Annotated in this window: 17 protein-coding genes; 12 read left to right on the top strand and 5 right to left on the bottom strand. The window is 70.5% G+C overall.

Annotated features, from left to right (window positions below):
* Nucleotides 1-57: 57 nt before the first annotated feature.
* Nucleotides 58-1539 carry an FGGY-family carbohydrate kinase gene (locus FS532_RS06625; protein ID WP_144751677.1) on the bottom strand — a complete coding sequence of 494 codons (1482 nt, stop codon included), beginning with the start codon at nt 1537-1539 and terminating at the stop codon, nt 58-60.
* 192 nt (nt 1540-1731) lie between these two features.
* Here FS532_RS06625 and FS532_RS06620 point away from each other — a divergent pair, with 192 nt between their 5' ends.
* From FS532_RS06620 to FS532_RS06610, 3 genes are read left to right on the top strand one after another with little or no spacing between them, the layout of a single operon-like run.
* On the top strand, nt 1732-2802 hold the full coding sequence (locus FS532_RS06620; protein ID WP_144751674.1) for a LolA family protein: 1071 nt from the start codon (nt 1732-1734) through the stop codon (nt 2800-2802).
* Nucleotides 2803-2819: 17 nt separating this feature from the next.
* Nucleotides 2820-3785 (top strand): ABC transporter ATP-binding protein, encoded by a 966-nt coding sequence (locus FS532_RS06615; RefSeq protein ID WP_144751671.1) that lies wholly within the window; start codon nt 2820-2822, stop codon nt 3783-3785.
* Nucleotides 3772-4665 (top strand): ABC transporter permease, encoded by an 894-nt coding sequence (locus FS532_RS06610; RefSeq protein ID WP_144751668.1) that lies wholly within the window; start codon nt 3772-3774, stop codon nt 4663-4665. Before FS532_RS06615 ends, FS532_RS06610 begins: the two co-directional genes overlap by 14 nt.
* Here FS532_RS06610 and FS532_RS06605 read toward each other — a convergent pair.
* Together FS532_RS06605 and FS532_RS06600 are read right to left on the bottom strand one after the other, a co-directional pair.
* The gene (locus FS532_RS06605) at nt 4658-5662 is read right to left on the bottom strand and encodes an NADP-dependent oxidoreductase (RefSeq protein WP_144751665.1); all 1005 of its coding nucleotides are present in this window, start codon (nt 5660-5662) and stop codon (nt 4658-4660) included. The genes FS532_RS06610 and FS532_RS06605 overlap by 8 nt on opposite strands.
* A 147-nt stretch (nt 5663-5809) precedes the next feature.
* A complete protein-coding gene (locus FS532_RS06600) occupies nt 5810-6724 on the bottom strand; it encodes a metallophosphoesterase (protein ID WP_144751663.1) in 915 nt (304 codons plus the stop codon).
* A 208-nt stretch (nt 6725-6932) separates the two neighbouring features.
* Between FS532_RS06600 and FS532_RS06595 the strand changes: the two genes are divergently transcribed.
* Together FS532_RS06595 and FS532_RS06590 are read left to right on the top strand one after the other, a co-directional pair.
* Entirely contained in the window at nt 6933-7421 is a 489-nt protein-coding gene (locus tag FS532_RS06595; protein ID WP_144751660.1) for a hypothetical protein, read from the top strand.
* A gap of 49 nt (nt 7422-7470) precedes the next feature.
* Nucleotides 7471-7842, top strand: coding sequence for a glyoxalase superfamily protein (locus FS532_RS06590; protein WP_144751657.1), 372 nt, complete (start codon nt 7471-7473; stop codon nt 7840-7842).
* A 115-nt stretch (nt 7843-7957) separates the two neighbouring features.
* Here FS532_RS06590 and FS532_RS06585 read toward each other — a convergent pair whose 3' ends face one another.
* Both FS532_RS06585 and FS532_RS06580 read right to left on the bottom strand, forming a co-directional pair.
* Nucleotides 7958-8299 (bottom strand): L-rhamnose mutarotase, encoded by a 342-nt coding sequence (locus FS532_RS06585; protein ID WP_144751655.1) that lies wholly within the window; start codon nt 8297-8299, stop codon nt 7958-7960.
* Nucleotides 8296-9651, bottom strand: coding sequence for an MFS transporter (locus FS532_RS06580; protein WP_222121946.1), 1356 nt, complete (start codon nt 9649-9651; stop codon nt 8296-8298). The genes FS532_RS06585 and FS532_RS06580 overlap by 4 nt, the downstream gene beginning before the upstream one ends.
* Nucleotides 9652-9774: 123 nt before the next feature.
* Here FS532_RS06580 and FS532_RS06575 point away from each other — a divergent pair, with 123 nt between their 5' ends.
* From FS532_RS06575 to rhaI, 7 genes are all read left to right on the top strand, one after another.
* Nucleotides 9775-10785, top strand: coding sequence for a LacI family DNA-binding transcriptional regulator (locus FS532_RS06575; protein ID WP_144751652.1), 1011 nt, complete (start codon nt 9775-9777; stop codon nt 10783-10785).
* Nucleotides 10786-10905: 120 nt separating this feature from the next.
* A complete protein-coding gene (locus FS532_RS06570) occupies nt 10906-12000 on the top strand; it encodes a LacI family DNA-binding transcriptional regulator (protein WP_144751649.1) in 1095 nt (364 codons plus the stop codon).
* 347 nt (nt 12001-12347) lie between these two features.
* Nucleotides 12348-13670, top strand: a complete 1323-nt coding sequence (locus tag FS532_RS06565) for an ABC transporter substrate-binding protein (protein ID WP_144751647.1) — start codon at nt 12348-12350, stop codon at nt 13668-13670.
* An 80-nt stretch (nt 13671-13750) separates the two neighbouring features.
* Nucleotides 13751-14605: a carbohydrate ABC transporter permease gene (locus FS532_RS06560; RefSeq protein WP_144752612.1), complete on the top strand. Its 855-nt coding sequence runs from the start codon at nt 13751-13753 to the stop codon at nt 14603-14605.
* 29 nt (nt 14606-14634) lie between these two features.
* Nucleotides 14635-15468 (top strand): carbohydrate ABC transporter permease, encoded by an 834-nt coding sequence (locus FS532_RS06555; protein WP_144752609.1) that lies wholly within the window; start codon nt 14635-14637, stop codon nt 15466-15468.
* A 121-nt stretch (nt 15469-15589) separates the two neighbouring features.
* Entirely contained in the window at nt 15590-17869 is a 2280-nt protein-coding gene (locus tag FS532_RS06550; protein WP_144751644.1) for an alpha-L-rhamnosidase, read from the top strand.
* 181 nt (nt 17870-18050) lie between these two features.
* Nucleotides 18051-19220 (top strand): L-rhamnose isomerase, encoded by a 1170-nt coding sequence (gene rhaI / locus FS532_RS06545; RefSeq protein WP_144751642.1) that lies wholly within the window; start codon nt 18051-18053, stop codon nt 19218-19220.
* Nucleotides 19221-19223 lie beyond the last annotated feature (3 nt).

Genomic DNA, 19223 nt, shown 5'->3' with positions numbered 1-19223 from the left:
ACCCACGCATGTGTGTGTTTCGCCGACGAGCACCGGTGTTTTGTGTCCCCACCCGCCTCAGCCGCGCGCGGCCAGGCGGTGCACGACCGCCTTCGTCGCGTCGTACAGCTCGCGGTAGTCGCGGTACCCCGGTTCGTACGCGGCCGTCTTCTCCGGGTCCGGTTCGATGCGGGCCGCCGGCGGGTTCCAGGCGGCGAGGTCGACGCCGTCGCCGGGCTCCGCGACGAGCTGCGCCGCCAGGAACGCCGAGCCGTAGCACGCCCCGATCGTCACGCTCGGCACCGTCTGCGGCAACCCGGTGACGTCCGACACGATCGTCGGCCACAGCCGCCCGAGCAGTCCCCCGCCGGCGCCGACGAGTTCCCGGACCTCGACCCCGGCCTCCCGCAGCACCTCGATGTTGTGCCGCACCGCGTACGCCGTGGCCTCGAGCGTCGCCCGGTACAGGTCCCCTCGCGTGTGCCGGACGGTGAGCCCCGCGATCACCCCGCGGGCGTCCGGATCGGCGATGGGCGTCCGCTCGCCCGCGAAGTACGGCAGCATGAGCAGCCCGTTCGCGCCGATGCCGGAGCAACGGGCCTCCTCGAGCATCGTCGACCACTCGCCGTCCACGAGCCGCCGGAGCCAGTCCGTGATCGCACCGGAGGTCGCCATCCCGCCGGACACGCTCGGCTGCCCAGGGTGTGTCCCGACCGTGGTCCACATCCCGGGGACAGGGATCGGCTGCGCCGTCGGCGCGATCATGAACATCGTGGTGCCGTACTGCAGGAACATCCGGCCCGGCACGGACTCGCCGACGCTCACGCCCTCGGCCCAGGCGTCGATGGTCCCGGCCGTCACGGGGATGCCGACCGGGAGGCCCGTGGCCGCGGCCGCCGCGCCCGTCACGATGCCGGCCCGGTCACCTGACCAGAGGAGTCTCGGCATCTCGAGCCCCGGCGCGAGTCGCTCGCACCACTCCGGGATCCAGGCGTTCTCGTGCACGTCGTAGAGGGGCGTCGTCTGGCTCGCCGAGTGGTGGTCGAGGACGTACTCCCCCGTCAGCCGCTCCACGACGCGCGACGACGGCATCGTGAACCGCGCGGCCCGCGACCACACCTCGGGCTCGTGCCGGGCGACCCAGGCGAGCTTCACCCCGGCCGCCTGCGTGCTGAGCGCCGAACCACAACGCTCGCGGATCGCAGCCTCGCCGCCGAGCTCCGCGGTGACGTCCTCGAGCATGTCCGCCGTCCGGGTGTCGACGCCGTACAGGATCGCCGGCCGCAGGGGCTGCCCGGTGTCGTCGGTGAGGAGCACGCACGGGCCGATGCCGCTCACGCCGACCGCGGCGACGTCGACGTCCGGCACGCGCTCGAGCAACGCACGCGTGAGTGTCGTGAACTCGTCCCACCAGACGTCGGCATCCATCTCGACGAGGCCCTGCTCCGGGCGGTCGACGTCGTGCTTCCGGCTGACCTCGGCGATGACGGTGCCGTCGAACCGGGCGAGCAGCGCCTTCGTGCTCGACGTCCCGATGTCCAGACCGAGCACCGCCCGCATGCCGTCTCCCTCGTCGCCATCGACCGTCCTCGGTCGTGCCACGAGTCTACGAACGATCGACGCCCGTCATCCTCGCGGTGGACGACGGCGCGCGCCTCGGGAGCGATGGTTGGAGTACGGCGACGCCCAGGCTCCTGTCGGGGGCCGGACGTACCGTACTCCCGACTCCGATGCTCCACCGAGGGGAAACCGATGAAGAAGTCAGCCTGGCTGCCCGCCGTCATCGCGCCGGTCGTCGTCGCCGGTGCCGTCGCGGCTCCGATGATCGCGAACGCCGCCAGTGACCCGATCGCCGGCTCGAGCCCGACCGCGGCCGCCGTGATCGCGAGCATCGCGGAGTCCTCCGACGCGCAGTACTCCGGCAAGCTCGTGCAGACGAGCGACCTCGGTCTGCCCGAGCTCCCGACGGGTTCCGGTGGTTCCTCACTCGAGGGGAACGCGTCCGACGCCCTGGGCCTGCTGACCTCGTCGCACACCGCCCGGGTGTACGTGGACGGCGCCGACAAGCAGCGCGTCCAGCTGACGCAGCAGCTCGCCGAGCAGGACCTCGTCCGCAACGGCTCCGACGTCTGGACCTGGGACTCGAAGGAGCGCACGGCGACGCACGTGGTCCTGCCGAAGGACGCCACGACGCCGAAGAGCGGCACCGCGACGCCGTCCGACATCGCGAAGCAGGCGATCGACGCGATCACGCCGAGCACCAAGGTGTCGAAGCCGAAGGACGTCCGGGTCGCCGGGCACGACGCCTGGCAGATCACGCTGACGCCGAAGTCCCCCGGCACGCTGGTGGGCTCCGTGCGACTCGCGGTCGACCAGCAGACCGGACTCCCGCTGCGCGCCACGATCGAGGCGAAGGGCCAGTCAGACCCGGCCGTCCAGGTCGGCTTCACGAGCCTGCAGTACGGCGCGCCGGCCGCACGGCTGTTCGACTTCACCCCGCCGTCGAACGCCGAGGTCGAGACGGAGGACCTCTCGGACGCGCCCGCACACGAGAAGGGCGACGCCCAGCACCGGAACGCGCCGGCCGGCGACGAGCCGACGTTCACCGGGAAGGGCTGGAGCACGATCGCCGAGCTGCCGAAGGGCACGGTCGACCAGTCCACGCTCGGCGACGACGCGAGCGGGCTGCTCGACCAGCTGACGAAGTCGGTCGACGGCGGCCGCGCGGTCCAGACCTCGCTCGTGTCCGTCTACCTGACCGACGACGGACGGGTCCTCGCGGGAGCCGTGCCGGTGTCCGCCCTGGTCGCCGCCGCGAAGTGAGCACGACGGAACCACCGGTGGTGGACCCGGCCGTCCCGGCGGCCGCAGCGGACCTCGCGATCCGCACCACGGGCCTCCAGAAGGTCTTCCGCAAGCAGCGCGCGGTGGACGGCATCGACCTCGCCGTCCCCCGTGGTGCCGTCTTCGGCTTCCTCGGGCCGAACGGCTCCGGCAAGACCACCACGATCCGAATGCTCCTCGGGCTGTCGAGCGCGACGGGCGGCACGATCGAGGTGCTCGGCGAGCCGATGCCGAAGGCGTTGCACGACGTGCTGCCCCGGGTCGGTGCGCTCGTCGAGGGTCCGGCGTTCTACCCGTACCTGTCCGGCCGGGCGAACCTGCTCCGGTTCGACGCCGCCGATCCGACGTCGGATCCGCGCAGCCGGAAGGCCCGGGTGGCGAACGCGCTCGACCGGGTCGGGCTGGGCCATGCCGCAGACAAGAAGGCGCACGCGTACTCGCTCGGCATGAAGCAGCGGCTCGGGTTGGCGAACGCCCTGCTCTCGCCGCGCGACCTCCTCGTGCTCGACGAACCGACGAACGGCCTCGACCCGCAGGGCACGCGCGAGGTCCGGAACCTGATCCGTTCGCTGGCGGACGACGGCACGACGGTGTTCGTGTCGAGCCACCTCCTGGCCGAGATCGAGCAGGTGTGCACGCACGCCGGGGTCATGCGGACGGGCAAGCTCGTCGCGCAGGGCACCCTCGAGGACCTCCGCTCCGCCGGGGCACGCACGGTGACGGTCCGCACACCGGACCTCGGCCACGCCGGTTCCGTGCTCACCCGGCTCGGGCTGACCCCGCGGCACGACGGCGGCGCAGACGTGCTCGTCGCCGACCTGCCGCACGAGGTCCTGCCGGAGACGATCACCGCCGAACTGGTCCGCGCCGACGTGCGGGTCCGCGGCCTGACGGTCGGCGGCGGGACCCTCGAGGACCTGTTCGTCGCACTCACCGGAGAGGGCTTCGATGTCGCAGCCTGAGCCCGCCACCGCACCGCAGCCGGGCGCCGCGCCGACGCACGACGTCCGCGAGTTCGCCCGCCGCCGCCCACGCCCGTTCGCCCTGCTCGGCTCCGAACTCGCGCTGGTGTTCCGGCGCCGACGGACCTGGGCGATGCTCGGAGCGCTCGCGCTGGTACCGATCCTCATCGCCGTCGCGGTCCGGCTGACCACCGGCGACGACAGCGGCGGTCCGGCATTCCTCGGCGACATCACCAACAACGGCCTGTTCGTGTCGTTCACCGCGTTGACGGTGTCGATCCCGCTCTTCCTGCCGCTCACGGTCGGGGTCGTGGCGGGTGACACGGTCGCGGGCGAGGCGAGTCACGGCACGATCCGCTACCTGCTCGTCGCGCCGACCGGCCGGGTGCGGTTCATCCTCGTGAAGTACGCGGGTGCGGTGGCGTTCTGCCTCGCGGCGACGCTCCTCATCGTGCTCGTGGGCGCAGCGATCGGTGCGCTGCTCTTCCCGATCGGACCGGTCACGCTGTTGTCCGGCACGCAGGTCGACGGCTGGTCGTACGCCGGTCGGGCGCTGCTCCTCGCGCTCTACGTCACCCTGTCGATGCTCGGACTGTCGGCCATCGGACTGTTCGCGTCCACGCTGACGAGCGTGCCGGTCGGGGCGATGGCCGCGACGGTGGTGCTCGCGGGGGCGTCGCAGGTCCTCGACCAGTTGCCGCAGCTGGACTGGCTGCACCCGTTCCTGTTCTCGCACCAGTGGCTCGGGTTCGGGGACCTGTTGCGCGACCCGATCGCGTTCGACTCGTTCGGGTCGAACGCCGTGCTGCAGCTCGGCTACGTCGTGGTGTTCGGCGCCCTGGCCTACAGCCGGTTCGCCAGCAAGGACATCCTCAGCTGACGGGGTCCCGCAGGTCCCGGGACTTCTCGGACTTGTACCAGTGCAGCCGTGCGCCGGTCTCGACCGGTTGCATCCCGACGACGACCTTGCCGCGGGAGTGCATCTCGGCGAGGTCCTCGTACGCGTCGACGATGTACTCGAACGGGTAGTACCCCGAGATGATGAACTGCACCTTGTGCCGCTGCACGAGGTCCCCGAGCGTGGTGAGCATCTCCGCTGCCTCGGTGTCGTCGCCGGGTGCCCGCAGGAACCGGATCTCCAGGTCACGGCGGTCCTCGCTCGACACGAAGCGCTTCGGGTCGACGCCGAGCCGTGACGCCAGGTCGACGTTCTCACCGTGCTCCCGGTTGTCGATGAACGCCGTGATGGGTCGGTCCTCGGCGATGTCGCGGATACGCTGTTCCTCGCCCTCGCCGTAGGCCACCGGCCGGACCCCGATCTGCCGCAGGGCGTCGTGGTTGCGCGGACTGCCGAGGCCGATCACGGTCGCCCCGGCATCGCGCGCGAGCTGGCACTCGATGTGTCCGACGCCGCCGGCAGCGGCACTGATCACGACGGTGTCGTCCGGGCCGAGCTTGAGGGACCGGACGATCGACAGCGCGGTGCACCCCGCCAGGTACAGGCTGCCGGCGACCTCGAACGTCATCGTCGAGGGCTTCTTCACGACCGCACCCCGCGGCACCGCCACCCAGGTCGCGTGCGATCCGCCGTGCGGCGCGTGGCCCATGACCTCGTCGCCGACGTGGAGGTCGCGGACGTTCGACCCGCGAGACCGCACGACACCGGCGAAGTCGACGCCCTGGTGTGCGGGGAACTCGAGGTCGACGAAGTCGCGGAGCTGCCCCTCGCGGAGGAACCGTTCGATGTGGTTCAGCCCGGCGACGGATACCTCGACCACGACCTCGTCGGGGCCGGGATCCGGCCGCTCCTGGGGGACGAGTTCGACGACGTCGAACCCGCCGTACCGGTCGTACTGCACTGCACTGCCGATCCGCATGGGGTGCTCCTTCGCTGGAGGTGTGGCACCGGCCTACTCGGAGTTCCCGGATGCAACCCGTGCGTGCGGGGTACCAGCGTGCGCAGCAGGCGGACTGGAGGCACGGTGCGGGCCCGCTCCGTGCCTCCCGTCCGCTGGTGGGTGCGTCTACTGCCCGGAGGACGCCTCGATGATGCGCTCCACGGTCTCCGCGTCGAACGCGAACGCGAGCGGATCGGCGTCCGGACGCGGCACGCGGACCGGCGTCGACAAGACCGACCCGTCCTCGGCGACGTCGACGACGAGGGCTCCGGCGTCGACGTACGCGGCTTCCTCGTCGTAGGGACCGGTGACGTCCGTGTCGTTCGCGACGCCGGGCGCGACGAGGACCGGGACGCCCGCGAGCGAACCGGCGAAGTGGTGGTGGTAGTGGCCGGCGAGGACGACCCGGACGTCCGAACCGCGGATCACGTCGGCCAGGGCCCCCGGGTTCCGCAGCTGCAGTGCCGCGTGCAGTGCCGTCGGTCCGGGCAGCGGCGGGTGGTGCAGGACGACGACGGTGCCGTGCGGAGCGTGCTCGCCGTCCAGCGCTGCTCGGAGTCGCTCGAGCGAGGCCTCGCTGATCTCCCCGTACCCGGCACTCGGGACGCTCGTGTCGACCGTCACGATGCGGCGCCCGGCGACGAGGGACTGCCCCCAGACCGGCACCGTCGGCGGGTGGTACTCCATGGTGTGCATGAGCGGACGACCGCCCTCGCCGAGGACGTGCCCGTTCGTGAGGACCTGCCGGAAGCCCTCGCGCAGGTCGTGGTTCCCGGGCACGGCCACGAGCGCCGCACCGTGTCGTTCGGCCCAGCCGCCGACACGCTCGACCAGTGCGGCGTAGGACTCCGGGCTGCCGTCCTCGGAGACGTCGCCGGACACCACGACGAGGCCGACCCCGGGGACGCCGTCGATGCGGTCGAGCACACTCTCGAGCGCTGCTGTGGTGTCGACGGATCCCTGGTGCAGGGCGCCGTCGCCCGTCAGGTGGGTGTCGGACAGGTGGAGGATGCGGAGGGTCCCGGCGGCTGGCTGCTGCATGCGGCCCACGCTACCGAGCGTCCCTTGCGGCCCCCGATGGCTTCGGCCTGCGTCCGGTGAGCAGAAATGGTCGAGTCCGTTCGCGGGACTCGACGATTCCTGCTCACCCAATGCGCCGGGGGCGTGCGCGACAACCGGGGGTTTTCCCCACCACCGAGCGGGTGCGTGCTGGATTCTGCCGCTGGCACATCGCCGGGACGATGGAAGCATGCACACGAACCGCTCCGAACGATCCGCACTCACCTCCGCCGCCGCCGTCCTCGGGATGGGGCTCATCGTCGCCACCCTCGCCGGGTGCAGCGTCGTCGAGCCGTACATGCCCGAACAACAGAAGCACTTCGACTCCTACGGCGACGCCCCCTCGAAGGCGAACTCGAAGGACGTCGCGTGGTTCATGCCGTCGTGGGTCCCCGAGGACGCGAAGGACATCGACGTCCGGCTCGACACGAGCGACCCCGGGTACGTCATCGCCTTCACCTCGGAGGACGGCGTCGACACCGCAGCGTGCACGGCGGTGGACGGGACGAAGGGCGGGCCCGCGATGACCGCCGGGTTCATGCCCGACGAACTCCCGGCGACCGGGCTCCTCACCTGTGGCGACGGTCGGATCACCGCCGAGGTCGACGGGCGCTGGTACGGCTGGACCCCGAAGGAGCAGGTCACGTCCGACGGGAACGACACGCTCCGCAGCTCCTGAGCGCGATCGGAACGCGGACGCGAGCTCGCGCACGGCGGATGATGGCGGCATGCCCGATGCCGTCGTGATCCCGATCCTCCGGACGTTCCCGGGTCCGGAAGCGCTCCGCTTCTACGTCGACTTCCTCGGGTTCCGCGTCGACTGGGAGCACACCTTCGAACCCGGACTGCCGATCTACCGGCAGGTGTCGCGCGCCGGAGCCGTCCTGCACCTCAGCGAGCACCACGGGGACGCCACGCCGGGGTCCGCCGTCCGGATCGAGGTCGACGACCTGATCGCCCTGCAGCGCGAGCTCGAGGTGAGCCCGGTGTACCCGCTCCGGATCGGGATCGACCACCAGCCGTGGGGCGACGACCTGGACGTCCCCGACCCGTTCGGCAACCGACTCGTCTTCCACGCCCCCGGCGCCGTCGTTCAGTGAGCAGAAATGGTCGAGTCCGTTCGCGGGACTCGACCATTTCTGCTCACTCGATGCACGCGCAGCGCGGGCAGCACGCGAAGCGCGGCAGCGCGGCAGCGCGTACACCCGCAGCGCGTCAGTCGGCGGCGGCCGCCAGCTGGTCCTCGAGGTTGAACACCTCGGGCAGCACCCGCGCGGTCTGGTCGGCCCGCCCGGTCGCACCGTCGAACAGGTCCTGCATGTGCGACTCCCACGCCGAGGCGACCTCCGAGGCGGCGAGCGACGCATCGGCATCGGCCACCGAGTCGGTCTCGTAGTAGCCGATCAGCAGGCCGTCGTCGTCGAGGAAGAGCGAGTAGTTCCGCCGCCCCGCCGCCGCGATCGCCCGGAGCATCGCCGGCCAGACCGCCGCGTGCCGCTCGCGGTAGGCGTCCAGGTGTGCGCCCTGCACCTGCAGCCGGAAGCAGACGCGCGTCACCGGTCGGCCTCGGCGCGGCGACGCTGCTCAGCATCGCGGACGGCACGCTCGTCAGCGGTGCGCACGGTGCCGGTGACGCTGGTCACGGTGCCGTACCGCTCGGCCTCGATCGCCTCGAGCGTCTTGCCCTGCGTCCGCGGAGCCCAGATCGTGCCGACGAGGAACGACAGTGCGAGCAGGCCGAGGATGAGCCCGCCGAGAGCACGGAGTCCGATGTCGGACAGGAGCAGCGGGAACCAGATGCTCAGCAGGCCGACCATGACCCGAGCGGCGAGGAACAGCACACCCTGGGCGCTGGCGCGGTAGCGGGTGGCGAAGAGCTCCGAGGTCCAGAGGCCGTAGAACGCCTGCGCACCGATGCCCGAGGACACACCCCACGCGATCGCGAAGAACAGCAGGGTGCCGAGGTTCGCCGGTGCGTAGATCAGGACGGCCCACGAGACGATGGCGAGCACGGCGCCGATCGCGAACAACAGCCGGCGGCTCACCCGGTCGCCGTAGCGCATGAACCCGAAGTAGGTCGCGGCGACGGTGCAGCCCCACACCAGGATCTGCAGGCCGTACTGCTCGGTGACACTGGTGACCCCGGTGGCCGAGTAGACGCGTGGCTGGAAGATGCCGGCCTGTCCCGCGACGGTGTTCCAGAGCGCGTAGACGCCGAACAGGAACAGCATCGCGGTGAGGTTCTTGCGGCGGCTGAACAGCTGCGTGAAGCCGTGGAAGAAGTTGGCGTTGCCGGTGGCGGCGCGCTCGTCCTTCCAGATCGTCGACTCGGGCAGGCCGCGCCGGAGCCACCACACGATCGCGGCGACGACGAACAGGTGCGCGAAGATCAGCCGGCTGCCGAGCAGTCCGAGGGGTGCGGCGGCGATGGCCAGGGCGAACCCGACCATCGGGCCGATCGACCACGCGAGCTGCGCGGTGCCGACGTGGGCGGCGCGCTTGTCGGCGGGCGCCTGCTCGGCGATGTACGTCCAGCTCGCCGGGACGCCGGCGCCGACCGCGATGCCGGTGAGGATGAAGCCGACGAGCAGCATCCCGTAGCTGCCGGCGAAGACCGCGAGCAGGATGCCGAGCATGTACAGCAACAGGTCGTAGGTGTAGATGAACTTCCGGCCGTACCGGTCGCAGAGCGGTCCGCCGATGATGGCGCCGGCGGCAGCCCCGAACGCGTTCGCGGACAGGCTCGCGAGGAGTCCGACCTGCAGGTCCCCGACGTGGAACTGGGCCTGCCAGAGACTGAGGCTGGTGGCGATCGCGATGATCGACCCGGACTCGATGTAGTTCGACATGGCGACCGAGATCGTCGCCTTCCAGCCCGTGGTGTTGCGGGCTCCGATACGGACCGCCATTGGTCCTCCGTTCGCGTGTTCGCCTGTGAATCGTTTCAACGGTGCTGCGAGGACGTTACCCGTGGATCGACACGAGGGCAAGTCGCTCCCCCGAAACGTCGGGCCCGATGTCAGGATGACCCCATGGCAGTGAGCGTTCGTGACGTCGCAGCGCTCGCCGGCGTGTCACTCGGCACGGTCTCGAACGTGCTGAACCGCCCCGACAAGGTCGCCCCCGGCACCGTCGAACGGGTGCAGTCCGCGATCGCCGAACTCGGCTTCGTCCGCAACGACTCGGCACGCCAGCTCCGCGCCGGCCGCAGCTCCACCGTCGGGCTCATCGTGCTCGACGGCGGCAACCCGTTCTTCACCGACGTCGCCCGCGGCGCCGAGGACGCCGCCATGCGGAAGGGCCTCGCCGTCCTCGTCGGCAACTCCGACGAGTCCGTCGACCGCGAGCACACCTACGTCGACCTCTTCGAGGAGCGTCGCGTCGCCGGACTCCTCATCTCCCCGGCCGGCGACGACCTGACCCGGCTCGAGCGACTCCGCGACCAGGGCACCGCCGTGGTGCTCGTCGACCGACGAGCCGACGACGAGCACTTCGCCTCGGTGTCGGTGGACGACGTCGCGGGCGGACACATCGCGGTGTCGCACCTCGCGGCGATCGGGCGGAAGCGCATCGCGTTCGTCGGCGGCCCGTTCGGCATCCGGCAGGTCGCCGACCGGCATGCCGGAGCCGTCGCCGCCGCGGCCGCCGCCGGGGTCTCGCTCGAGGTGCTCACCACCTCGTCACTGTCGGTCCTCGAGGGCCGTCGCATCGGCGAGGAGATCCAGGCACGCCCGACTGCCGAGCGCCCCGATGCGGTGTTCGCGGCGAACGACCTGCTCGCCGTCGGACTCGAGCAGGCCTTCATCATGCGGGGGTCGGTCCGCGTGCCGGACGAGATCGCCATCGTCGGGTACGACGACATCGCGTTCGCCGAGGCCGCCGTCGTCCCGCTCACCTCGGTCCGGCAGCCGGCGCAGGACCTCGGGCGGCGGGCGATCGAGCTGCTGCTGGCCCAGGTCGAGGAAGGCCAGGAGGTCGAGACCCTCCACGTGGAGTTCACCCCCGAGCTCGTCGTGCGGCAGTCCACGGTCGCCGAGCGCTGACGCGCGCGCCGCGCCCCAGCGGCTCCGCCGTGTCGGACCGGAGGCGCGTGGCGGCGCCGCACCGTGCCTCCAGTCCGGTGGTGGGCCGGGACGGCCCCCCGCTCCGCCTACGATCGGAGCATGGTGCATGTCCCACGGCGCGACGGACCGCCGAGCGTGCACCACGTCGCGGCTCGGGCGGGCGTCTCGCTCGCGACGGTCTCGAACGTCCTGAACCACCCCGAGCGCGTCGCCGACGCCACCGCGGCCCGCGTCCGAGCGGCGATCGCGGAGCTCGGGTACACGCCGAACCGCAACGCGCGCGCCCTGGTGTCGGGCAGCACGCGGGCGATCGGCCTCGTCGTCATGTCCTTGCGCAACTCGCTCTTCAGCGACATGGTGAACGGGGCACAGCTGGCCGCGCGCGAACGTGGCCTGACACTGCTCATCACGAGCAGTGAGGACGACCTGCAGGCGCAGGGCGACCACCTGGCCTTCCTCGAGAGTGCACGGGTCTCGGGGATCCTCCTGGCCCCGATGACGCAATCACGTGAGCAGGTCGAGACGACGCGTCGGCACGGTCGCCCGGTGGTGTACGTGAACTTCGAACCGACCGAGGTCGATGCGTGTTCGGTCGTCGTGGACAACGAGCAGGCAGCGTTCCTCGCGACCGAACACCTCATCGACCTCGGCTGCCGACGCATCGGCTTCGTCAGTGCGCGGGCGGAACTGCAGCCCGTCGAACGCCGACGCGCCGGAGTGCTGCGCGCCGTCGCCGCACACCCGGGTGTCACCCTCGTGGACATCGACGCGGGCGACATCGATCCCCCCGGTGGGACGGACGCGGGCGCGCGCATCGCCGCGATGCCCGCCGATGCGCGGCCGGACGGAGTGCTCGGGGTGACGGACCTCCTCGCGATGGCGGTCGTGTCCGAACTGCGCGCGGCAGGTATCCGCGTGCCCGAGGACATCCCGGTGTCCGGCTGCGACCACAACTCCGTGGCGTGGGGCGGGGCGGTGCCGCTGACCTCGGTGACGATGCACGGCTCCGAGATGGGCGCGGCGGCGGTGTCGCTCCTGCTCGACGAGCTGACGGACGACCCCGCGGAGCACGTGCACCGGACGGTGGTGCTCGGCAGCGAGCTCGTGCCGAGGGAGAGCACGCTCGGACGGGCGCGCGCCGCCGAGGTGGCCGCAGCGGGGACGCCGAGCGACCCGAGGCGTACCGAGGCCTGAGCGCGGGCGCGCGGGGCGGCGGCTCGCGGCGCGCGGCGCTCGGCGGCGGATTTCGTGCTGAGCGACAGTTCTCGCGTCTCGGACCCCGAGAACTGTCGCTCGGCCCGCCCGAACCGCCCGAACCGCCCGAACCGCACGGCCGCCCGCACCGCGCCTCCGGCCCGCGCACCGTGCGGGAGCACGCACTTCCGTAACGAATCCGAATCGGTGATTGACACGCTTCAATCCGCATGGTTCCATTCCGATTGAAACGTTCTAAACAGCATCACCGGAACCCGCATCGGCGCGGGCTCCGGGTCCGTTTCACCCGGGGTCACCCCGTCCCGGGCCTTACGAGGAGGTAAGGAATGTCAGTTCGTTCCCTGACCACCCGGCTGCTCGCCATCGGCGGCGCCACGGTCCTCATCGGCGGTCTCGCCGCCTGTTCGTCGGGCGGCTCCGCCGACACCGGCAGCGGCGGCGGCAAGGTCACGATCACGTACCTCGCCGACAACGCCGAGGCCACCGCCGCCACCGCGAAGCCGCTCATCGCGGCCTTCGAGAAGGCGAACCCCGACATCACCGTCAAGTTCGACACGAAGCCGCAGGGCACCGACGGCGACAACCTGGTGAAGACCCGGCTGTCGACCGGCGAGATGGCCGACGTCTTCAACTACAACTCCGGCTCGCTCATGCAGGCCCTCAACCCGGACAACACGCTCGTCGACCTCTCGAAGGAGAGCTGGGCGAAGGACGTCGACCCGCAGTTCACGAAGGTCGTCAGCACCGACAACGGCATGTACGGCGCACCGTTCGGCACCAGCTTCGGCGGCGCGGTCCTCTACAACAAGAAGGTCTACGCGGACCTCGGCCTGAGCGTCCCGACGACGTGGGCGGACTTCATCAGCAACAGCGAGAAGATCAAGGACGCCGGCATCGCGCCGATCATCCAGACCTACGGCGACACCTGGACCAGCCAGCTGTTCGTCCTCGGCGACTTCGCGAACATCACCGCGCAGCAGAAGAACTGGGCGACGCAGTACACGAAGCACAAGGAGTCCTACGCGGACCAGCCGGCACTCGCCGGGTTCCAGCACCTCCAGGAGGGCAAGGACAAGGACCTCTACAACGAGGACTACGCGTCGGCCACCCAGGCGAACGGCCTGAAGATGCTCGCCGACGGCAGGGGCGCCCAGTACCCGATGCTGACGAACGCGATCTCGGCGATCCAGCAGGACTCGCCCGACGCGGTGAACGACATCGGTGCCTTCGCCCTGCCGGCGGAGAACGCGGACGACACGAACCTCACCATCTGGGAGCCGAACGGCCTCTACATCCCGAAGACGACCACGGGTGACAAGCTCGCGGCCGCGAAGAAGTTCATCGCCTTCGCGAACTCGTCCGACGGCTGCAAGGTGCAGAACGACACCGGCACCCCCGGAGGCCCGTACGTCATCTCGACCTGCACCCTGCCCGACTCGGTGCCCCCGATGATCGGCGACCTGCAGAAGTACCTCGACGACGGCAAGGCGAGCCCGGCGCTCGAGTTCCTCTCCCCGATCAAGGGCCCGAACCTCGAGAAGATCTGCGTGCAGGTCGGCTCGGGCATCACGAACGCAGCCAAGGGCGCTGACCAGTACGACGACGACGTCGTCCAGCAGGCCCAGCAGCTCGGCATCAAGGGCTGGTGACCGGCGTGACCGCGACGCTCACGACGGCGGTGGCCCCGCCGCAGACAACGAAGGCGGGCCCCGGCCCGGCCCGGAAGCGGATGCGCTCGTTCTACCCGGCGTGGTTCTTCATCCCGGCGATCGCGCTGTACGTCGTGTTCTTCGCGGTCCCGACCTTCGCGGGGTTCTACTTCTCGCTCACCCGCTGGACGCTGTTCGACCAGACCTTCATCGGCTTCGACAACTTCGTCCGGTTCTTCCAGGACCCGCAGCTCGTCTCCGGGTTCGTGCACACGTTCGAGTACGGGTTCGTGACGAGCGCGGCGAAGGTGGTCCTCGGACTCGCCCTCGCCCTGCTCCTCACGAGCCCCGTGCTCGGGCGCGGGTACCTCCGAGCGGTGGTGTTCTTCCCCGTGCTGGTGTCGACCATCGGCATCGGCATCACGTTCAAGGCGCTGATGGACCCCTTCCACGGGATCATCAACGGCGTCCTCGGTTCGGTCGGCCTCCCCACACCGGGGTGGCTGACCGACCCGGCCCTCGCCCTCTGGAGCGTCGCCGCGGTGGACGTCTGGAAGGGCGTCGGCATCGCGACGCTCATCTTCATCGCCGGCATCGTGGCGATCCCCCAGGAGTACTTCGAGGCCGCCAGGGTCGACGGAGCGAGCGCCTGGACGATCTTCAAGAACATCACGCTGCCGCTCTCCCGACCCGCGATGGGGACGGTCATCATCCTGTCGCTCATCGGCGGTCTGCGGTCGTTCGACCTCATCTGGGCGATGACCGGCGGCGGACCAGGGTTCACCAGTGACGTCATCGCGAGTGTGATCTACAAGCAGTACCAGGCCGGGTTCTACGGGCTGTCGACCGCGGGCAACGTCGTGTTGTTCATCGTGGTGACGGCGATCATGGTCCCGATCTCCTGGCTGCTCAACCGCAAGGAGGCGGACCTGTGACCGCGACCGCCGCGCCCGCGCGCCGCCCCGTGAAGCGCCAGACCGTCCAGCGGTGGACCGTCGGCTCGATCGCCATCGTCGTCAGCTTCGTGGTCTTCCTCGTGCCGTTCGTCTTCGTCCTGCTGCAGGCCGCGAAGAGCCCGGCCGAGGCGAACCAGCTCGGCTTCAGCCTGCCGACCCAGTGGCAGCTGTGGCAGAACCTCGTGGCGGTCATGCAGACCGGTGACGGCGGGATCCTGCGCTCGTTCATGAACAGCGCCGTCCTGACCGTGGGGAGCGTCATCATCATGGTGGTGTTCTCCGCGATGGTCGGCTACGTCCTGCAACGGCGGCCGAGCAAGTGGAACGGCCTGATCAACTTCTTCGTCCTGGCCGGCCTCATCGTCCCGCCCGCGATCGTCCCGACGATCTGGGTGCTGCAGGGGCTCAACCTGTTCAAGACCATGGGCGGGATGATCCTCATCGAGGCCACCTTCGGCCTGTCGTTCTGCATCCTGCTGTTCCGGGCGTTCGTCGCGACGATCCCCAAGGAACTCGACGAGGCAGCCGTGCTCGACGGCGCCGGACCGATCCGCCTGTTCTTCGGGGTCGTCCTGCCGCTGCTCAAGCCGGTGATCATCACGGTCGTGCTCGTGCAGTCGGTGACCGTGTTCAACGACTTCACGAACCCGCTGTACTTCCTGCCCGGGTCCGAGAACGCGACGGTGCAGCAGACGCTCTACACGTTCCAGAGCCAGTCGGTCAGCCAGCTGAACCTGCTCTTCACCGACGTGCTGCTCATCACGATCCCGCCGCTGATCCTCTACATCTTCTTCAACCGTCAGATCGTCGCCGGCATGACCAGCGGCGCCGTCAAGGGCTGACGCCCGACCCGGCCTGGAGGCGCGACCCGCCTCCGCCGCACCGCCCACCCCGGGCGGGCGGCCGGGCCCCAGACCCCCGCACCGGTCGACGACGACCGGTCGCGTGAAAGGACCACACCACATGACCACCTGGACCGCACCGTTCATCGCGAGCGACGCCGACCTCGGCAGCGCACCGATCCTGCGCCGGGAGTTCACCCTCGACCACGGCCACGGCGCCGTCACGAGCGCGACCCTCGACGTCAGCGCCCTCGGCGTCGTCGAGGCCTGGCTCGGCGGGACCCGCGTCTCCGACCACCTGCTCGAGCCGGGCTGGACGAGCTACGAGTGGCGCCTCCGCGTCGTGACGCACGACGTCACCGAGCACCTGACCGGCTCCGGGTCGGGCGAGGCAGCCGTCCTCGCACTCGTCCTCGGCAAGGGTTGGGCCGCCGGGCGTCTCGCGTGGGGCGGAGGCGGCGGCTGGTACGCCGACGAGGTCGCCGGGTTCGCCGAGCTCCGGATCGTGTTCGCGGACGGCCACGAGCAGCGGGTCGCGACGGACACCGACTGGCAGGCGCTGTCGAGTGCGATCACCGCCGACCAGCTCTACGACGGCGAGGACATCGACGCCCGGATCGACGACACCACGTGGAAGCACCCGGGCCGGATCGACACCGCAGCAGCCGTGCACACGGTCGACCTCGGCGAGCGCGAACTCGTCGCGGACACCGTGCCGCCCGTCCGCCCCCTCGCCGAGATCGCCCCGGTCGAGGTCTGGACGAGCCCGTCCGGCGCGACCCTGATCGACTTCGGCGTGAACCTGGTCGGCTGGATCCGGGTGACCGCCTCCGGTGCCTCGGGGACCGTCCTGACCCTCACGCACGCCGAGGTCCTTGAGCACGACGAGCTCGGCACCCGCCCCCTGCGGACCGCGAAGGCCACGGACCACTTCACCCTGAGCGGCGGCGACGACGTCTTCGAGCCGCGCTTCACCTTCCACGGCTTCCGGTACGCCCAGGTCGACGGGTGGACCGGCACAGTCGACGAACTCCGCGCGGCGGTCACCGCGGTGCAGGTCGGGTCGGACCTCGCCCGCACGGGCACGTTCGAGTCGAGCCACGAGCTGCTCAACACCTTCCACGACAACGTCGTCCGGGGCATGCAGGGCAACTTCCTCAGCGTGCCGACGGACTGCCCGCAGCGCGACGAGCGCCTCGGCTGGACGGGCGACATCGCTGCGTTCGCCCCGACGGCGTCGTACCTGTTCGACACCAGGGCGTTCCTCGGCGACTGGCTGCGCGACGTGTGGCTCGAGCAGCAGCACGCCGACGGCATCATCCCGTTCGTGGTGCCGGACGTGCTGAAGTACTCCCCCGCCGAGGACTTCGGCAAGCCCGACGCGACCGCGATCTGGTCGGACGCCGGCGTGTGGGTGCCCTGGACGCTGTACCAGGCGTACGGCGACACCGCGGTGCTCGAGGAGCAGCTCGACTCGATGACGGCGCACCTCCGCCGGATCAAGGGACACCTCTCCCCGCAGGGCCTCTGGGACACCGTCTTCCAGTTCGGCGACTGGCTCGACCCGGACGCCCCGCCGGAGGACGCCGCCAAGGCGAAGGCCGACCCGGGCGTCGTCGCGACGGCGTGCGCCTACCGCAGCGCCACCCTGGTGGCGCAGGCGGCGCGGTTGACGGGCCACGAGGCGGAGGCGACCGAAGCCGAGGAACTCGCCACGGGCCTCCAGGCCGCCTTCCAGGAGCACTACGTGACCGACGGTCGGATCCGCTCCGACTGCACCACCGTCTACGCGCTCGCGATCGTCTTCGGGATCTTGTCGCCCGAGGACGAGGCGGCGGCGGGCGACCGCCTCGCGGAGCTGGCCGAGCAGTCCGGGTACCGGATCTCGACCGGGTTCGCCGGCACGCCGTTCATCACCGACGCGCTGACGCAGACCGGCCACCTCGACGACGCGTACCGGCTGCTGCTGCAGACGGAGTGCCCCTCGTGGCTGTACCCGGTGACGATGGGCGCGACCACGGTGTGGGAGCGCTGGGACTCGATGCTTCCGGACGGCACCATCAACCCGGGCGAGATGACCTCGTTCAACCACTACGCCCTCGGTGCCGTGGCGGACTGGATGCACCGGGTGGTCGGCGGCTTGTCGGCGCTCGAACCGGGGTACGCCTCCGTGCTCATCGCGCCGCAGCCGGGCGGCGGTCTGACGTGGGCGTCGACGTCGCTCGACACGGTGCACGGGCACGTCGCGGTGCGGTGGGAGCTCGTCGACGGGGAGTTGCTCGTGCGCGCGACGGTCCCCGAGGGGGTCTCCGCCGTGGTGCGCCTGCCGGGTGCCGCGGAGCAGCGCGTCGGCGGCGGAACGCACGAGCTGCGCGCGCCGGCCGCCGTGCCCGCCGCGTAGCCCGTCTCCGCGTGATCCGTCTCCGCAAAGCACCGGTGTTCGTCAGTCGAACCGCGGTTTGCACGTGTTCAACGCACGAACACCGGTGTTTTGCGGGAACCCCACCGCCAGCGGGGTTGCGGCATGCAGCCGCGAGCCGTACTGTATGAAACGATTCAATCGACCACGAGGAAGTGACACGATGACATCAGCGAGCTTCAGCTCCGTCGCCGACCAGCTGGCCCGGCAGGCGATCGAGCTGCCCAGTTGGGCGTTCGGCAACTCCGGCACCCGCTTCAAGGTGTTCGGGACGCCCGGCACCCCCCGCGACCCCTACGAGAAGATCGCCGACGCCGCCCAGGTGCACGAGTACACCGGCCTGGCTCCGACCGTCGCGCTGCACATCCCGTGGGACCTCGTCGACGACTTCGCCGACCTGAAGCGCCACGCGGAGGAGCACGGCGTCTCCCTCGGTACCGTCAACTCGAACACGTTCCAGGACGACGACTACAAGTTCGGCGCCCTGACCCACGTCGACGAGACGATCCGGCAGAAGGCGATCGACCACCACCTGCGCTGCATCGACGTCATGGACGCCACGGGCTCGCGCGACCTGAAGATCTGGCTCGCCGAGGGCTCGAACTACCCCGGACAGGAGGACATGCGCTCCCGCCAGGACCGCCTGCACGAGTCGCTCAGCACGATCTACGACGGCCTCGGAGCCGACCAGCGTCTGGTGCTCGAGTACAAGTTCTTCGAGCCGTCGTTCTACCACACGGACGTCCCGGACTGGGGCACGAGCTACGTGCAGACGGCAGCACTCGGCGACAAGGCGATGGTCTGCCTCGACACCGGCCACCACGCTCCCGGCACGAACATCGAGTTCATCGTGATGCAGCTCCTGCGCCTGGGGAAGCTCGGCTCCTTCGACTTCAACTCGCGCTTCTACGCCGACGACGACCTCATCGTGGGCGCGGCGGACCCGTTCCAGCTGTTCCGCATCCTGGTCGAGGTCATCCGCGGCGGCGGCTACGACAACCCCGACGTCGCGTTCATGCTCGACCAGTGCCACAACATCGAGGACAAGATCCCCGGGCAGATCCGCTCCGTGCTCAACGTCCAGGAGATGACGGCCCGTGCCCTGCTGCTCGACCGCGTCGCCCTGACCGCGGCACAGGAGGCGCACGACGTCCTCGGCGCGAACGAGATCTTCATGGACGCGTACCAGACCGACGTCCGTGCCGACCTCGCTGCGTGGCGGGAGTCCCGCGGGCTCCCGGCGAACCCGATGCGCGCGTACCTCGAGTCCGGCTACCAGCAGTCGATCGCCGAGGACCGCGTCGGCGGCGTCCAGGCCGGATGGGGCGCGTAGACA

The sequence above is a fragment of the Curtobacterium pusillum genome (assembly GCF_007673235.1).
Classification (GTDB): domain Bacteria; phylum Actinomycetota; class Actinomycetes; order Actinomycetales; family Microbacteriaceae; genus Curtobacterium; species Curtobacterium pusillum_C.
Note: the sequence above shows the minus strand (reverse complement) of the source record. Positions and strands in the feature narration are given on the sequence as shown.

Bases quoted from the DNA above. Each gene is read 5' to 3' on its own strand.
- FS532_RS06625 (WP_144751677.1), bottom strand. From the start codon at position 1,539: ATGCGGGCGGTGCTCGGTCTGGACATCGGGACGTCGAGCACGAAGGCG.
- FS532_RS06620 (WP_144751674.1), top strand. From the start codon at position 1,732: ATGAAGAAGTCAGCCTGGCTGCCCGCCGTCATCGCGCCGGTCGTCGTC.
- FS532_RS06610 (WP_144751668.1), top strand. From the start codon at position 3,772: ATGTCGCAGCCTGAGCCCGCCACCGCACCGCAGCCGGGCGCCGCGCCG.
- FS532_RS06605 (WP_144751665.1), bottom strand. From the start codon at position 5,662: ATGCGGATCGGCAGTGCAGTGCAGTACGACCGGTACGGCGGGTTCGAC.
- FS532_RS06600 (WP_144751663.1), bottom strand. From the start codon at position 6,724: ATGCAGCAGCCAGCCGCCGGGACCCTCCGCATCCTCCACCTGTCCGAC.
- FS532_RS06595 (WP_144751660.1), top strand. From the start codon at position 6,933: ATGCACACGAACCGCTCCGAACGATCCGCACTCACCTCCGCCGCCGCC.
- FS532_RS06590 (WP_144751657.1), top strand. From the start codon at position 7,471: ATGCCCGATGCCGTCGTGATCCCGATCCTCCGGACGTTCCCGGGTCCG.
- FS532_RS06580 (WP_222121946.1), bottom strand. From the start codon at position 9,651: ATGGCGGTCCGTATCGGAGCCCGCAACACCACGGGCTGGAAGGCGACG.
- FS532_RS06575 (WP_144751652.1), top strand. From the start codon at position 9,775: ATGGCAGTGAGCGTTCGTGACGTCGCAGCGCTCGCCGGCGTGTCACTC.
- FS532_RS06570 (WP_144751649.1), top strand. From the start codon at position 10,906: ATGGTGCATGTCCCACGGCGCGACGGACCGCCGAGCGTGCACCACGTC.
- FS532_RS06565 (WP_144751647.1), top strand. From the start codon at position 12,348: ATGTCAGTTCGTTCCCTGACCACCCGGCTGCTCGCCATCGGCGGCGCC.
- FS532_RS06560 (WP_144752612.1), top strand. From the start codon at position 13,751: ATGCGCTCGTTCTACCCGGCGTGGTTCTTCATCCCGGCGATCGCGCTG.
- FS532_RS06550 (WP_144751644.1), top strand. From the start codon at position 15,590: ATGACCACCTGGACCGCACCGTTCATCGCGAGCGACGCCGACCTCGGC.
- rhaI (WP_144751642.1), top strand. From the start codon at position 18,051: ATGACATCAGCGAGCTTCAGCTCCGTCGCCGACCAGCTGGCCCGGCAG.